At 52.0% G+C, this 16,025-nt stretch carries 15 protein-coding genes and 1 riboswitch; of the genes, 2 read left to right on the top strand and 13 right to left on the bottom strand.

The genetic code is table 11. The features are described 5' to 3' along the window. Positions 1–8: 8 nt before the first annotated feature. Complete coding sequence (locus AC0YN3_RS02360; protein ID WP_475773530.1) at positions 9–1,223, bottom strand: MFS transporter; 1,215 nt, start codon at positions 1,221–1,223, stop codon at positions 9–11. A 44-nt stretch (positions 1,224–1,267) separates the two neighbouring features. Further along, entirely contained in the window at positions 1,268–2,797 is a 1,530-nt protein-coding gene (locus AC0YN3_RS02355) for an FAD-dependent oxidoreductase (RefSeq protein ID WP_475773529.1), read from the bottom strand. A gap of 194 nt (positions 2,798–2,991) precedes the next feature. Here AC0YN3_RS02355 and AC0YN3_RS02350 point away from each other — a divergent pair, with 194 nt between their 5' ends. Then, the gene (locus AC0YN3_RS02350; protein ID WP_475774267.1) at positions 2,992–3,804 is read left to right on the top strand and encodes an MBL fold metallo-hydrolase; all 813 of its coding nucleotides are present in this window, start codon (positions 2,992–2,994) and stop codon (positions 3,802–3,804) included. A gap of 360 nt (positions 3,805–4,164) precedes the next feature. Here the strand turns inward: AC0YN3_RS02350 and AC0YN3_RS02345 are convergent, their stop codons facing one another. Next, entirely contained in the window at positions 4,165–4,503 is a 339-nt protein-coding gene (locus tag AC0YN3_RS02345) for a WGxxGxxG family protein (RefSeq protein WP_475773528.1), read from the bottom strand. Between the two features lie 520 nt (positions 4,504–5,023). Between AC0YN3_RS02345 and AC0YN3_RS02340 the strand changes: the two genes are divergently transcribed. Continuing rightward, positions 5,024–5,182, top strand: a complete 159-nt coding sequence (locus AC0YN3_RS02340) for a hypothetical protein (protein WP_183561830.1) — start codon at positions 5,024–5,026, stop codon at positions 5,180–5,182. 92 nt (positions 5,183–5,274) lie between these two features. Here the strand turns inward: AC0YN3_RS02340 and AC0YN3_RS02335 are convergent, their stop codons facing one another. The 10 genes from AC0YN3_RS02335 to AC0YN3_RS02290 all read right to left on the bottom strand — a co-directional run bounded on the left by AC0YN3_RS02335 (position 5,275) and on the right by AC0YN3_RS02290 (position 16,023). After that, positions 5,275–6,048, bottom strand: coding sequence for a glycoside hydrolase family 73 protein (locus AC0YN3_RS02335; protein WP_475773527.1), 774 nt, complete (start codon positions 6,046–6,048; stop codon positions 5,275–5,277). A 126-nt stretch (positions 6,049–6,174) separates the two neighbouring features. Beyond that, positions 6,175–6,681 (bottom strand): ankyrin repeat domain-containing protein, encoded by a 507-nt coding sequence (locus tag AC0YN3_RS02330; protein ID WP_475773526.1) that lies wholly within the window; start codon positions 6,679–6,681, stop codon positions 6,175–6,177. Between the two features lie 197 nt (positions 6,682–6,878). Further along, a complete protein-coding gene (locus tag AC0YN3_RS02325; protein WP_475773525.1) occupies positions 6,879–7,736 on the bottom strand; it encodes a TatD family hydrolase in 858 nt (285 codons plus the stop codon). A gap of 1 nt (position 7,737) precedes the next feature. Next, the gene (locus tag AC0YN3_RS02320; RefSeq protein ID WP_475773524.1) at positions 7,738–8,532 is read right to left on the bottom strand and encodes an ABC transporter ATP-binding protein; all 795 of its coding nucleotides are present in this window, start codon (positions 8,530–8,532) and stop codon (positions 7,738–7,740) included. A gap of 2 nt (positions 8,533–8,534) precedes the next feature. Continuing rightward, complete coding sequence (locus AC0YN3_RS02315; RefSeq protein ID WP_475773523.1) at positions 8,535–9,308, bottom strand: ABC transporter permease; 774 nt, start codon at positions 9,306–9,308, stop codon at positions 8,535–8,537. After that, on the bottom strand, positions 9,298–9,600 hold the full coding sequence (locus AC0YN3_RS02310) for a thiamine-binding protein (RefSeq protein ID WP_475773522.1): 303 nt from the start codon (positions 9,598–9,600) through the stop codon (positions 9,298–9,300). The genes AC0YN3_RS02315 and AC0YN3_RS02310 overlap by 11 nt, the downstream gene beginning before the upstream one ends. Before the next feature lie 68 nt (positions 9,601–9,668). Beyond that, positions 9,669–10,715 carry an ABC transporter substrate-binding protein gene (locus tag AC0YN3_RS02305; protein WP_475773521.1) on the bottom strand — a complete coding sequence of 349 codons (1,047 nt, stop codon included), beginning with the start codon at positions 10,713–10,715 and terminating at the stop codon, positions 9,669–9,671. Between the two features lie 386 nt (positions 10,716–11,101). Continuing rightward, positions 11,102–11,214, bottom strand: a riboswitch (TPP riboswitch). 71 nt (positions 11,215–11,285) lie between these two features. Then, positions 11,286–13,622, bottom strand: coding sequence for a methyltransferase domain-containing protein (locus tag AC0YN3_RS02300; RefSeq protein ID WP_475773520.1), 2,337 nt, complete (start codon positions 13,620–13,622; stop codon positions 11,286–11,288). A gap of 93 nt (positions 13,623–13,715) precedes the next feature. Further along, a complete protein-coding gene (locus AC0YN3_RS02295; RefSeq protein ID WP_475773519.1) occupies positions 13,716–14,798 on the bottom strand; it encodes a GerAB/ArcD/ProY family transporter in 1,083 nt (360 codons plus the stop codon). A gap of 16 nt (positions 14,799–14,814) precedes the next feature. Further along, positions 14,815–16,023: a Ger(x)C family spore germination protein gene (locus tag AC0YN3_RS02290; RefSeq protein WP_475773518.1), complete on the bottom strand. Its 1,209-nt coding sequence runs from the start codon at positions 16,021–16,023 to the stop codon at positions 14,815–14,817. Positions 16,024–16,025: the final 2 nt, after the last annotated feature.

The following is a 16,025-nucleotide window of genomic DNA, read 5'->3' as shown; positions in this document are numbered from 1 at the left end:
CCAACCGCTCATGCACCCGTCTGCTCTTTGTCCGGTTTAATCGCAAATAGCGCCAATCCCGTACATAGCAATGCTAATCCGGTAAACAAATAAAACATCATCTCCTTATTTCCTAACAACAAGGAAGCCAATAAGGGACCCGCGGCTACCCCGATAAACCTTGCGCTGCTGTAAAGCGAGGTAATGGTTCCTCTCTGCTTCTTCTCTATTCCTTCCGTTATAAGCGCATCGAGGCTAGGCAAAAACAGCCCTATGCCAGCGCCGCTTACAAACATAAATAGCACAAGAAAAAATAAACCCTGCTTATTGATTAGTCCGCAAAGGAGCATCATAACCGCCAATAATGCCGTTCCGATCACGATTAACCATTTCATCTTGTTTTTGTTTTCCCCGACATACTTTCCCGTTAAAAAAGAGGCCAGGCAAATGGCGCTTAGAGGAATGGCAAGCAGCAGCCCCTTGATGATCCCTTCAATATGGTAGCTTTCCTCGATAACCGACGACAAATTGTACAGAAACCCGAACATGATTAACATCCCGATGCACCCAATTGCGAATATCGCATACAGCCAGTGACCGTTTTCACCAAAGATTGCTTGGATGGAAGCCCAGAACTTCTTTAATCCAACCCCTTCGTTCTTCTTCTTCTTCTTATTCGGAACCTTCACCAGAAAAAGGACAGCGACGATCGCGATGAGGGAAAGAACCGGTATGATCGCCAGCGGCAAAAACCATACGATGAGCGCAAGCGCTGCTCCCACTACCGGGCTGAGCACTTTCCCGAATGTATTGGAGGTTTCAATCATTCCAAGGCCGCTGCTGACCTCCTCCTCTTTGTCGAACATATCGCCTACTAACGGAATGACAATGGGGAAAGCGCCAGCAGCCCCAATTCCTTGTATGAACCGGCCTGCCAATATGACGGCGTACACATGCGAATCCATCAACCATGCAGCCAAGCCCGCTATCAAGCCGCCAAAGGCCGCAATCGACAATCCGATTACAATAATTATTTTCCTGCCGTACCGATCTGACAAATAACCTGCAATGGGGATAAACACAATCGATATCGCCGCATACACCGTAATGATTAGGCTCGACTGAACGGCAGAGATATGAAGCTTCTTCTGCAATAAAGGAAGCACGGGTATTAACATGGAGTTAGCGAGCGTCATAATTAACGGAATCGATGCTAAGGCTGCTAAATCCCACCTTTTTTTCACAGCTGCGCTCCTTTCTTGTTTTCGATGCACCGATCATTTAAGCTTCAGCTGCGCAGCACCAATAACGGTTCTTCTGCAGGTCCTTCAATCACATCGCCGCTTACCGAAAATCTTGAACCATGGCATGGGCAATCCCAAGTTCGATCCCCATTATTCCACTCCACCTCGCAGCCCATATGGGTACATGTCGTATCAACAAGATATAGCTTGCCTTCGCTGTCCTTGTAGGCTCCCGCCCGTTTGCCGTGTAGCCTCACGACGCTGCCTTCATCCAGTGCCAGATCCTCAGGGCGCTTGTTGACCATTTCAAGCTTTCCGGCAATCAGATGCTTCGCTACGTCCATATTATCCACAATCAGATTTTTAATCGTCCCAGCGGACATGGTGCGTGAGGGGGCATATAAACCTTCGTAGTCATTTTCTTTATTTAGGATCAAATCTCGAATAAGCAAAGCCGCAGCCGTCCCGTTCGTCATTCCCCATTTTCGATAGCCTGTTGCGATGTAAACATTAGGCGAGGCGGCCGTGATACGTCCAATAAACGGTATTTGATCCCCTGTTGCCAAATCCTGTGCCGACCATCGATATACGATATCCTCGATTTGAAAGTAATTCTCGGCGTACCGCTTCAATTCCTCATAATGATTGATCGTGCATACCCCTTGCCCGGTTTTGTGGCTCTGCCCGCCAAGTAAAAGCAGCTTGCCATGCTCTACCGATTCCGCGCATCGCATCGAGCGTTTCGGATCGCCTGCACTTAGATACATGCCTCCTTCCACATGATCCGCTACGCGGATGCCAAGCACATAGGAACGGTCTGCATGCATTCTGGAGAAATAAAACCCGTGACCGTCATAGAATGGGAAATGGGTGCAGGAAACGACATGCTTACATTTGATTCGATGCCCTTGGCTTGTTATGACTTCCGGCGCAGATCCCGCCTCTACGTCCACCCCTGTCGTGCTCTCATACACGATGCCGCCCAGCTCCACAAACTGATTTATAAGGAAAGATAAATATTGCAATGGATGAAATTGCGCTTGCTCATGCATGATCACCGCTGCTTTAGCTGGAACCTGCAGGGGAATACGGTCGACGTATGCGCCAGATATGCCTAGACGTGAATAAGCGGACATCTCCATTTCCAGCTTCTTTATGTATGCGTCTGACTCCGCGTAGACATACGCCTCCTGTGCAGAGAAACCGCAATTGATGTTCTCTTTTTCAATCGTGCGCTTTATAAATTGCAGCGCTTCAGCATTTGCCCTGTAATATAATTGAGCTTTTTCCAAGCCTTCTTTTCCTATTAGCTCATCGTAGATAAGATCATGCTGCGCCGTTATTTTGGCTGTCGTATGTGCCGTTGTGCCGCCAAGCAGCTTGCCCGCTTCTACGAGTACGACTTTAAATCCTTCCCGAGCGAGCAAATATGCCGTTGTAATGCCGGAGATGCCCCCGCCGACAACCGCAATATGCGCTTCTATATCATGATCAAGTACGGAAAAGCTAGATCGCTTATCCGTGGAATCCATCCAAAGAGACTGCGGAAATTTCGGTATTTGGTTCGATTTCATTATGTTCGTCTCCTCCATTAATAATGGTCTTAATGTGTACGAATACGTTTTTTTCATTCTCAGCCGCTCACAGACAGGCAATAGAAGGTTTTGCAATGAGAATAAGCACATGGCAATTGGACATTTTAAAAAGGAATTGATCATGATGGAGGCGGTTTACGTTGGAGAGTACGTTCGAGCATTCCTTTATCCCGATGACAAGCTTTGCTAGCGGTGAAGGACTTGCTTATCGGCCGGATATTTACTGTTTGCCTATCCAAATTGTGAATATTTGTTTTATCGGGGACCCCAATGACCAGCAAGGAAAATGGATGCTCGTCGATGCAGGCATGCCTAGGTCCGCCAAAAAAATTATAAAAGCAGCGGAGGAACGGTTTGCTAACCCGCCTCATGCTATTATTTTGACTCATGGCCATTTCGATCATGTTGGCGCCATCATTGAATTGATTGAGCACTGGGGAGTTCCCGTTTATGCGCATAAGCTGGAGCTTCCTTACCTGACTGGAAAATCTGACTATCCGCCTGCCGACCCATCCGTTCATGGAGGGCTTATCGCTGAGCTATCCTCTTTATTTCCTCATGACGGCATCAATCTTGATGACCGGGTAAAGGCTTTGCCTGAGCATGGCATCGTCCCGGGCATGCCGGATTGGCAGTATATTCATACGCCTGGACATACGCCTGGACATATCTCGCTGTACCGTGAAGCAGACGGCACCTTAGTGGCAGGAGATGCGTTCGTTACGGTAAAGCAGGAATCGCTTTACAAGGTTTTGACACAGGAGCAGGAAATTAGCGGCCCTCCCAAATATTTCACGACCGACTGGGTGCAGGCTGAGAAATCCGTCAAAAGGCTCGCGGCGCTCGATCCTTATTTAGCGGTTACGGGGCATGGAGAGCCGATGTTCGGCGAGCTTTTGAAAGACAATCTGCAGCTGCTGACCACTAAGTTCCAAGAAATTGCGGTTCCTGAGCATGGAAGGTATGTTACGGAGAAAACGCATTAGTACGATGAGGACTGACTCAAAAAATGGGTTTGCTTGTTGAAGATGCAGCTCGCACAATCAAATATAAGCGGAAAAACCCATGAAAAAAGCGATGCAGATGACTGTCCCTGCATTGCTTTTTTTGATTGCAGCTTGCCGTCCAGCCTTAACAATAAAGGAAATATTCCATCGTCAAATGACTGACTTTCGGAGCAAGCCCGAATTGGCCAATTCCATAACAATCGCAAAATAACCTTCAACACCACTATAAAAGCGGAGCTGAAGGTCATTTTCCAAGCCTATTCTGCGTATCGCGCGGGAGCAGCCTTCTTCAATCAACGTTTGAGACCGCTCCATGCTTTCCTTCGTTTGCTAAACCAGTTATGTGCGTTCGCGACCGCGGTTTCTTAAGCCCGCAAGTCCAATCAATCCCAACAATCCCAGCCAGCTCCAGTTGAAATCGTTGTCGTTATCCACTGCATTCGTACGGTAATTGTTCGCATTCATGTTAGTGCGGTTATCCATATCGAGTGCGCGTGTGGTTCTGTTCACGCCTCTTTCGACATCGGAACGCAATTCATTGCCCGTTACGGAGTTGCCCATTCCTTTATTATTGTAGTTCTCCATCGTACCTGACTTAGCATTATCGGCGAAAGCAGGCACTGCAAGCACGAACGTTAAACATGCAACTAAACAGAACACTGTCCAAAACTTCTTCATTTGCCCGACCCCTTATTCATTTGATTTTTGGTTCGGGATTATTGTTTCACGGCAGCAGCCTAACTATACAAAAGCTATCGAGGCAGCAAGAACTGTCAAAACATCATTAATTTACGTACATAATCATGAGTGCTTATTCGGATGGTTTTCCAATGTTGCTATCGCTAACCAATATGAAATATGTGCAAGGCGATCTCAACAATGGCGGCAGGCTGGTAGCGAATGCTTCGTACATAAGAACGTGGGAGAAGCGATCATTCAACATTCAGACAAACATTTTTAATGTTAAGTTAAGGTTCGTTTCTTATACTTAAAGACATCAACCCCACTGTTGATATATAGATCTAGGACACCGGCCCGCAGCGATGCGGGCCATTTTTTTGTTTCCTTAGATTGGAATCCTCCTTGTCGTTTGGAACGTTCAACCCATAAAAACGTTATAGTCGAATATACTTTCAAGAAGTGGCTGCATGCGAAGAAGGCTTTGCGATACAAAGCCTAAGCTTTAGGAGGCGATTCAATGGAAACATTCGGCAGAGGCTGTCTGTACATTATTCTAGGCGTCATCATCGTGATGTCGCTGGCATTTATTGTTGGAGGCACCATTACGATACCCTGGTACATTCTGATTCCCCTTATTATTCTCGCCTTTTGGGCCGCTTCGCGAAAAGGAAAATAGCTCGTCCCTATACGGATCATAAGAAACCGGCAATCGAGGGCTCGATTGCCGGTTTCTTATTCCTTCGCGGGAGCAGCTTGCCGCGCTTCCGTTTATTTCAGCAGAATGACTCGCGCAGCTGGATCCCAAGCGGCCGCAAGGCCAAGCGCTGCTGCCATAGCGCGAATAGGAACATACCCCGTCGCTTCGGATAATAGAGACTCCAATGGGTCCCCGTTCACCGTTACCTGAGTGCCGGTCCAATCGATCTCGGCTCCCAGCGCTTCGCCTGCTAATCTGGCAGGCACCCAGGTCGTGCCTCCGAGCAGGTAACCGCTTGAATGGAATAGGCCGTTATAAAGCAAGGTTATCACTTCTGCCTCTTTAAGCTTCTCCGGCTTCGGCACTTGCTTGGTTCCTTCGGCGTCATACTTCTTCAAGCCGTATTGATTGATGATTGCTTTCAGCTTCGACGGATACGATGGATCGGTCGCATAGCCGCAGGCGAAGAGCATGTCGGCTTGCCGTTCAGGCGTCAATGCCTTCCGAACCCGTTCATACCTAGGCGTATTCAGCAGCATATCCAAATCCTTGTAGAAATGATATACGCTCTTATAGGCCCGGAATGCGGCTCGCGTCGTTTCATTGCGTCCGTCAACGACCTCCCAAGTCCCTTTCACCACTGCTTCACCATGCCAATAAGCGTTCGTTTGACCGCTGCCTACCTTAATGCCGCCTAAATTGAACCATTTATGGATGACACCGCCGGTTTCCAGCAAATTTTGCGCCAATCGAACGGACGGGAACATCGGTGAGCCTTCCTGCCGGATCCGGATAACTGTCGGAGCAAGCAGCTCGAAAAATGCCTTTCTTGTCAGCTGCGCCATTGCATGGCCCCCTTCTGCCGCTTGCAGCGGCTTTGGATCTTGCCTGTCTTTATCTTTGTATGCACAGGACAGGCAAGCCGCAATGGACAATCTGGCATGAAAGTCATGCTCTTAGCGTCAACGCCCTTAGGCTGTCGCTCCGTTCTCCAATAAATATGCCGCTGCATGGAGATTGCCTTTTGCTTTGGCTAAACTCAAAGCCGTCGTTCCATCCTCGGCCTGCGCGTGGATATCCGCCCCATGCTCAAGCAGCATACGGATAATGGCAGCCCCATCGTCATGGAAGGCAGCCGAATGCAGGCTTGTATGGCCGTTGCTATCGGCAATATTCGTCTTAGCGCCGCGGCTGAGCAGCAACTCGATTACGGCAAGCTCTCTTTCACCCGCGATTGAAGCGTGCAAAGCGGTATTGGAGGGGATATAGCTGACTTTAGAATGGGATATCGCATCAAGCTCAGCGCCGTAATCAAGCAGCAGCTGTACCGCAGCAGCATGCCCATAATGGGAAGCAAAGCCGAGCGGAGTCAGGCCATCGGCGTTTTCCGTATTGGCCCATGAAGGATCCCTTTCCAGAAGCTCCCGCAATCGTTCCGTATCTCCCTTGCTTGCTGCCGCAAAAACGTCATTAATCATGAGAATCAGACCCCCGTCATCTTGAATTGAAATAAAATACCTCAAAGTGAAAGCGAATTCGCTGTATACTCTTGTTCGCTATCTTCCGATCATTTCCTTTCGACTCCTTGCGTACGATCCAAAAAAGAAAAGCCGATTCGTCTAAGGGCTCTCCCTTAATGAATCGGCCACATGGCATCCTCTTCGTACGTAGGCGGCTACTGCTGCAGTCCATAGAACCGGCGCGTATTCGCAAGCAGAAGCTCAGCCACAGCTTGAGGAGGCTGCTGCTTAATGCTCGCGATATGCTTAGCCGCATCAGCCGCCATTGCCGGCTTCGTCTGGCTTCCTGCATACGGTCCTTCGAACGGCCAAGGTCCGTCGGTCTCGACCATCAGCTGCTCGATCGGATATTGCGCCACCAGCTGCCTGATTTCCTCCTCATACGCAACGTCCGGCGTGACGGAAACCATATACCCGCTCGCGGCCATCCGGCTTATTACCGCAGCGTCGCCCTTGAACCAATGGAAATGCGCTCTGCGAACGCCATATTTCTCCAATATATCGCATGCCTTAGCAGCATCCTCATACACAGCATGCAGCACGATCGGAAGGTCCAGCTCCGCTGCCAGCTCGGCAAACCTCTCCAGCAGTACCATATACGGCTTCTCGTCAAAAGCCCCTTCGCCCGATTGCAATGCTTCTAAGCGCGAGTAATACGGAAGCCCGACCTCGCCGATCGCGAACAGCTCACCAGCAGCGGAGCATGAACGAATCCACCCGATAAGCTCGTCCATTTCCTCCTCTTCAGGTATCGGCTGCTCCGGATGAAAGCCGTATGCCGGATATACGCGGCCCGCATATTGCCTCGCAAGCTCACGATTCACCTTGGCGGACGCCAGATGCATGGAAACCGCAACGACGGCCTCCACGCCGTCCGCAAAAGCCTGCTCCAGCAATTCGTTCCGCTCCTCCTCCGCATACAGATCAACATGAATATGAGCGTCTATGCACGCAGCGGATACCTTTGCACCGGACTCCTCCGTCAGCTTTACATTGCCCCGATCCTTTGCCATCCTAATCTCTCCCCTCGGCACTTTCTTGAAGCAGCCCATAAATGCGCTGCTTCAGTTCATTGAAGCGCGGATCATACCATATCGCTTCATCGCGCGGACGCTCGAAGGGAACGATGAATTCCTCTAGCACCACAGCGGGAGTCGCCGACAGTACGACTATGCGGTCAGATAGAAACAATGCCTCCTCGATGCTGTGGGTCACAAGCAGCACGGACCTGCGGTTCTGTTCCCAGATCGACATCAGCCACTGCTGCATCTGCAGACGGGTTAACGCATCCAATGCGCCAAACGGCTCATCCAGCAGCATTAATGGCTGAGGCGCCAGCAATGCCCGAAGAAAGGACACGCGCTGCTGCATGCCGCCGGACAAAACATGGGGATAGGCGTGCGCATATTCCTGCAGCCCGATCCGCTCCAGCCACTCCGTCGTTTTGGCTTTCGCTTCTTTGCCGTCAAGGCCGGATATGACGAGAGATAGCGCAATATTGGCGGCAACGGTTTCCCAAGGCAGCAGCGAGGCTTGCTGCGGCATATAGGAAATGTGTCCCCGTTCGCCGGTTGTCGCCTTGCCTCCTATCCAAACCTCGCCCTCTGACGGAGGCTCCAAGCCGCCAATCACTTGGAACAAGGTTGTTTTCCCGCTTCCGGACGGTCCTATAATCGAGACGAACTCGCCGTCCGCAACCGAGAACGACAAGCCTGCAAGCACCTCTTTGCTTGCTGCTCCCTTGCCAAAGCTCTTTCGAATTCCCTGTACCTCTAGAGCTGAGGGATAGGCTGCTCGTTCCCTTCCCATAGCTACCTCACCTCTTTCTTCGGACGCCAGCGAATAACGAGCCGCTCTGCCAGCGTGACGAGCCCGAACTGCGTCAAGCTAAGCGCCACGATAATAAAAACGGCCGCGAATACCCGATCCGGCATAAAGCCTTTGGAGGAAATGAGCATAAAAGCGCCTAGTCCCTTGTTGGTGCCGAGCCATTCCGCAACTACCGCGCTTAATACGCTGTAAGAGGCTGCAATTTTCAATCCCGAAAACAAATGCACGACAGCATGCGGAAGCTCCAGCTTCCAGAACAGCTGCAGCCTGCGAATTCCGATCATCTGCAAGTAATTGCGAAGCTGAGCATCCGTATTCATGAGTCCGTCCAGCATCGCTACCGTAATGGGGAAGAAACAAACCATGGTAACCAGCAGCGCCTTCGGCAGCAGCCCATAGCCCAGCAGCATCGTAAGAATCGGCGCGATCGCGATGACGGGAATATTTTGCGACAGAACCAGCAGCGGATAGACCGCCGTCCGCACGCCTGGAATTACATGCAGCAAAGCGGCGAGCACGAAGCCCACCGCCGATCCTCCCACGAAACCGATGAGCGTTAGCTGAACGGTCGCTTCCGTATGCTCCATCAGCCTCGGCCATATCTGAATCGCTTCATTAACGATCGATACCGGGGACGGTATCAACCATTGATCGAACAGCTCCAACCACGCTGCGGTCTGCCAGCCTGCCAGCAGCACGGTCAAAAGCGCGGCTGGCGGCCCTATTTTTGACCATGCGCCCTTCTTATTGCCCATCGGGGTATTTCTCCAGCAATCTTCCCATCGAAGCGCCGTTTGCTGGATTATAATAGATTTTGACCTGCGAAATGACCGAAGGGCAGCCCATCTCCGCCATCGCTTCGCTCATCGTCTGCACCACGCTCAGCAAATGGCCGAGTTCGCCCTCCATGGTCGTCTCAAGCGGCGCAACGCGGTACGGCACGCCTGCCGCTTTAATGATCTCGATTGCCCGGTCTACGTAAGGGATAACACTCTCCCCGCCTGGCGTCGTCGGTAATATTTGAATGCTTACGAGTGCGTTTGCCATCTGAATTCCTTCTTTCTCTTTATGGTCGTCACCGTTATATGCGCTGCCTTCCCTGCAAGCTCCTGCTTTTATTCCGGCAAAAAATCGTTCGTGAAAGCTTTGTCCGCCTCAAGCTCCTTCTCCAGCAGCTTGTGCTCGAGCATCCAGCTTGCGTAGTTTTCCCATACGCTGAGCTTCTGCTCGCCCCAACGCGGCGCATCATCCTGATATTTCGGACTGAGCCACTTCTGGCTTGCCCGCACAAGCTCCGCGTTCAAATCCGGCTCGGCTTTTATGAGAATCTCCGCTGCATCGTCCGGATTGTCAATCGCGAATTGGTACCCCTTCGCTGCACCGGCCGTGAACGCTTTAACAATATCCGGCTTATCCTTGATCATCGCTTCGCTCGTCGAGAGCACCGGCGTATAATAATCCAGCTTGTCGCTGTAATCCGTCAAATATACCATGTTGATTTTCTCGCCGCGAAGCTCTGCCTCTACGCCTGTCCATGCATAATAAATCCAGGCAAAATCAATATCGCGCTTGACCGCCGTGAAAAAATCGCTGTCGCCGATGCTGATCATGTTGACCTTGCCCACGTCAGCGCCCTTCTCCTGCATAAGCGACTGAATGACAGCCTCCTCAACGGGAGCTCCCCAGCCGCCGTAGGTTTTCCCTTCGAATTTCTCTGGCGAATCAATGCCCTTGGCAAGCGGCGATGCGAAGCCTGAAGTATTGTGCTGAATAACCGCTGCGAGCGACACGAGCGGCACGCCTGCGATCCGGGCCATCGTAATGGACTCTTGGTAGCTCACGCCGAACTGCACGCTGCCTGACGCGACCATTTGATCGGCTCCGCTTTGGCCGGGCTGGATAATTTCTACATCAAGCCCCTGTTCTTTGAAAAAGCCTTTATCTCTGGCGACATATAGTCCGGTATGATTCGTGTTCGGCGTCCAGTCAAGAACGACCTGTATCTTCTCCAGCGGCTTGTCCGCCGCCCCGCCTTGCCCATTTGGTTCCTCGCTTGCTGCCGGCGCGTTTCCGTTCGATCCGCAGCCCGCCAGCGCCACTACGATAACGAGCATGGCGCCTGCCATTCTCCACGACATTCTGCCTGCCTTTTTCAACATCATGATGTCTTTGTTCCCCTCTCATTGCTCCTATTTGCCAATCATGACGAACCCTTTCCGTATCCGGTGCCCTAGCTGCGCCATTCATTAGGCAATAAGAAGAAACGCCTGACGGCTTCCTTTCAATAGATGCCATCGTTTCCGCGAAACGTATAGAGAAAGGATGAACAAACGCATATCCTTTCCTATGCGTCAAGCGCAAACGGCTGTCGCCGTCCTCCGTGGCAAAGCAGTCGTTTCGCGGAGATAGATAAGCACATTGATTTGTGAAAACATATACATGCTTATCTATCAAAAAAAGCGTCCTCCCAATCCGGAGGACGCCATATAATCGGCTGTGCAGCTGCTTGCAAATGGCCAATGCTCGATCTTCTCGATCCAGCCTGCCTGGCAAACAGAGCTTCTGTCCCTACGCTGGCATTATCCAGATCAGGTTTAACGGGTCGGAATTGTACAGATAATTCCCTCTCAGCCGGCCTAACCAGCTCCCCGGAACATATTCGGTTACGTCAATACTTTCAATTGTATAGCAAAACCTATCCATACCGCTAGTTTTTTTTGAAAAGCATAAAATCAGTCCTGCGGGCATTTGTTCTTTTTGCATACCGCTACGACGTACATCGGCTCTGCGCTCTTCAGCTCATGCAGCGGAATCAGCTCATGCGGATTCCATTCCCGTTTGTACACAGCTGCCCGCCCAGGTGCCAAACCGTGCGCTTCGCGCAGCCAACGCATCGTAGGAAACAAGGAATCATCATAAATATTTTGGCCGTATACAGCCTCGATAGCATAATATTGTACGAGCTCCCCAATCAGCTCGGACGTACGGTACTCGAAGCGGTGATGCTGGTTAAAGGGCAGCTCTTCAAAATAAATCGGCGTATTCGTAACCGTCCGGTTCGGCGTCGATACGATAAACAAGCCGCCGTCTTTGAGCACGCGCGCCGATTCCTTTATCCAGTCCGCTCCTACCGCAACATGCTCGATTGTCTCGAAGGAAACAACCGCCTCGAAGGAACCATCCGCGTAAGGCAGCGCCAGCACGTCCGCTTCGGCGAACGATACGCCGCTGCCGCCGTAATCACGTTCCGCAAGCGCCAGCGAAGCGCGGTCCACGTCGACGCCAACGACCTCCGCCGCTCCGGCCTGCTTCAGCATCGCGCTGCCATACCCCGCTCCGCAAGCGGCATCCAGCACGCGCAGCCCCTTTACAAGCGGTCCGACAAACGTATAGCGGCTCATATGCTCATGGTAGACGCTGCTGTACTCTTGTTTCACCGCTTGATTGACGACAAGGCGCTCGCCCGTGAACATCACATCGTTCTGCTCGGCCAATGCGCCGGCCTCCTCCCGCGTAGGCAAGACCGGCTTTATCTCATCCTGGCTTGCTCCTTCGGCGGAAGCGCTGTTTTTTACCGGCGATTCCAGGCTTTCATCCACCGGCACTTTCAATCTCCCGTCCGCCGCAGAAGCGTCCTCCGACGGAGCGGGTGCCCCCGCCTGCCCTTCATCGCCTGTCTCCTCCTGCGGAGCATCATGCGCCATGCGGCCGTAAACGAGCAAATACGCGGCAGTCAGCTCATTCGAGATTGCTTCCCCCGTCAGTTGGTCAAGCATCCCGATAAAGGCCTGTTGATCCTCCGGTTTGTTCTCGGCAAGCGTAACCTTCACGTAAGCAAAGCCCGATTGCACGAATAATTGATGAACCTGCTGCAGCGTATACTGCATCGCTGCTTGGCGCTGGGCATTGACGTTCGCGGGATCTAAATATTGCCTGATGTTCTCGTAATAAAAACGGTTCGCAAAGCATCCCGCAATCCAGCCGCCAGGCGCGAGCAGCAAGGCTAGCCGCTTCATCGCCTGCGGCGTCCCATACGCATGCGCGTCCCCGATTATGATTCCGCTCAAGCCCTTTTCCGGCAATATCCAATCCTCCGGCTTACTCGAGCGGAATACCGTAATGCCCGAGCCCTCGGCTACCCGTGCCGCGAGCTCATTCCGTTCCACGCCGAACCAGGCCGCAGCGGGGAACTGCTTTTTCAAATGGAGAACGGTCGCTCCGCAGCCGCAGCCGATTTCCAGAATCGCGCACTCCTCGCGCTGGAAGCCATGGGATTCCCGCTGAATCACCGTGCTGAAATCCATACGGATATGTGTAGCCGCTCCCGGATGAAAGCCCCACTTCGCCTCGAAAATCTTCGCGTTATTCTCGAAGGTTTTCAGGTATAGCTCAGGCTCCGCGCCAAAGGAAACACTTCCAAAATGGTGGATAAAGGTATCGCCGCACAGGATGAGCTTATATCCTGCAAGCCTCATCCGCAGACCGTAATCGTCATCCTCGAAATTGCCGATGCCGAAGCATTCGTCAAGCGGACCGACCCGCTCAGTCGCCTCGCGCCGCATAAGCATGCAGTAACCAACCAGCTTTACGCGTTCTTCCCATTTCATTCGGTCCGGAATGGCATGCAGCGCGGAAGCGAAGAGCTCCATTTCTTCAATGGTATGGTACGTAACCGGAATCGTGCTCCAATAGGAAGCCGAGTTCGTAACGGGACTGACCGCCCCAATCCGGTCGTCGCTAAGCAAGCAGCGCTTCAAGCCGTCCAGCCAGCCCGGCGTGACAATCGTATCGTTATTAAGCAGCATGAGAAGCTCTCCCGAAGCTGCGGCCATGCCTTGATTGCAGCCCTTCGGAAACCCAGCGTTGCTGCTGTTTTCAATGAGAATGATATCGCTTTCGCTTTTGGCCCATTCCACCGTGCCGTCCGCCGATGCGTTGTCTACGATAATCAGCTCATAGCAGCCCTGCTGCGTATGGCGCCGAATACTCTCCACGCATTGCTTCGTATATTCAAGCTTATTGTAAGTAACAAGGATAATGCTTGTTATGCTTCTGCCGGCATCGCTCACGCGTATCCCCCTCAAGCTGTCGTAAACCGCTCACCATTCCATAAATTATGTCGTAACCTCCTTATCGGTGAGAAACTCTTGACAGTTGCAAGCTTATTCGGCAGTCTTGTATTTCTTCCTCAGTCCTACAACAAGCATAAGCAGCGGCAGCACGATCTGGAATAACGGAACGATCTTGAGCGTAATATCAAGCCCGATCCATAGGTGGTACGTATTATTGGTCTCCAGAAACGAAGACGCATAAATGACAAGCCCAACGGGCAGCACACAAAAACGGTAGGCTATGCCCGTCACGGCTTTCAACGTAAAAACCGCTGCCATGTACAAGGCAGTCATCTTCACGTAAAGACCGATAAACAGCAGCAGCGTTACGATGACGTCAAGCCGCTCAAGGATGTTGGCAAGGCGAATCATCTGAACGACCTCCAGCAGCGGAAGTGCACTTAATGCGGCCAACTCCGGTCCAAGTACGCACAGCACGATCACATTCATGAGAATCAGAAAGACAGAAACGCCAATATAAGCCCAGTAGGATACGCGTCCGATTATTTTTTTCTCGCTCACATGCTTCCAGAAAACGAAAAAAATAACCATCTGTCCAAACGGGAAGGAGAGCAGGTCGGGAAATGCCGATTTCATGACCGGCCCTATCCCATTCTCTAATATGGGCAGCAACTGCATCAGTTTGGGCAGCCTCGCAATAAAAAGCAGCAAAATGAGAAACGCGTAGCTAAGCACTACAATGGGGAACAGCAGCTGTACCACGCGTACGAATACCTCCAGCCCCTTGCTGACCGTGTAGGCCGCAGCACTGATGATCAGCAGCATGACGATCCACTTCGGCGTAAAGGTTAGCAGCGCCATCATCGTAAGCTCGCCTACGTCCCGTACATTGCGCATCGACTCATAGGCAAACCAAATCGCGTGCAGGGCACCGATAAAGCCGCCGATCCAGCGGCCGAAATGCATCGTATACAGCTCAGCAAGCTCCGCTTCCGGCGCGCGTTTTTGTATACGCACATACATAAACGTAAGCAGCAGGCCGGCAACCGCAGCAGCAGTCATCGCGAGCCATGCGTCTTGCTTGGCTTTAATTCCGAGCTCGAACAAGGGGGTGCTGCCGATCAAAAAGATAATAATCAATATCGAAAGCTGGTTTTTTCCGATCTGCTGCATACGGTCTCCTTCCCGCTTACTTGCTGCCTTTTTTCTGCTCCTTCTTAAATCCGCTTCCGCTCATGCCCGTCGAGTTGATCTTTACCTTAACGGACAGCTTCACTTCCGTATCCGGCAGCATTTCCGGCCAGCTGTCGGAGATTTGGGACCACTGCTTCGGGTACTTCTTATGGATGGCATTCCCGAATCCGACCACGTCCGCTTTATGTCTCCGAACAGCCTTCCAGCCTTGCTCCATAATCGAAGAAATCTCGCTTGCGATAAGCTTCTCGACCTTCTCGACCTGCTTGGGCTTAGACAAATCACCCTCGCAATTGTACTCCATCAGCGTCCCAACGGCGCTCGCCTCGATCTGCATCACCCATTTGCCGTTTGACTGCCGCGGGTGCTGTTCCGTTTTGGCATGCGTAATTCGAATGGACGAGCTTTTCTGGCCATTTCCATCTTCATCGCAGGCAAATGGAATGGTCGTTTTTTTCACATGGTTAATGAGCCACATCACGCCTTGGCTCTCTTCGTTATTAATCCACCCGACCAACTTATCTCCTGCAATCAACGCCAGCTCCGACAACCGCACCTTGCTCGGCGTACTCGTATGCGTCAGTTGCTCGGCACGCTCCACGCTCTCATTCGCGCCTGAGACGGTTAAGCCTGGCAGGCCGGTAGCATGGGTTGTCCCGAGCAAATCGAGCAGCACCTGATGCACCGTCATCTGGCGGAAGGTCGAGCTGTTCAGTTCCTCGTTGGTAATCATGCGCTGGATAGCTGCGCCGGGAATTTTCTCGAGCGGAATAAGCTGCTCCAGCATTCTGCGCGCGCTGCCTTTGGACAGGTAGACGCTTACCGTCTCGCGGGAATCATGGTTGCGCAGATACGTATCCAGGAACGGACCCAGCCCTTTCCGCGCAGCCTCCTGCCCGATAATGACGATCTGGGTGTGGGAGAAATACAGACGCCGCGAGGTCTCTTGGCTGGCCTTGCTGACGGCGCTGCGGAAGCTCTCGCCCTTTGTTGAGAATACGTTTACCGCCGCGGAGTTGCCGGCAGCGCTTTGGCTGGAGATGGCCTGCGGGATAACCACCTGATACGACAGCACCCAATTGCCATCCTTCCAGTCGATGCCCGTTGCCGAGATGAGCGCAATATCGTTCAGCTCCACGCGGTTCCAACACCCCGTCACGAGCAAGCATGCAAGCAGCGGCAGAAGCAGCCTCGATTTGTTCATTG

It is taken from the genome of Paenibacillus sp. J22R232 (assembly GCF_056269165.1).
Note: the sequence above shows the minus strand (reverse complement) of the source record. Positions and strands in the feature narration are given on the sequence as shown.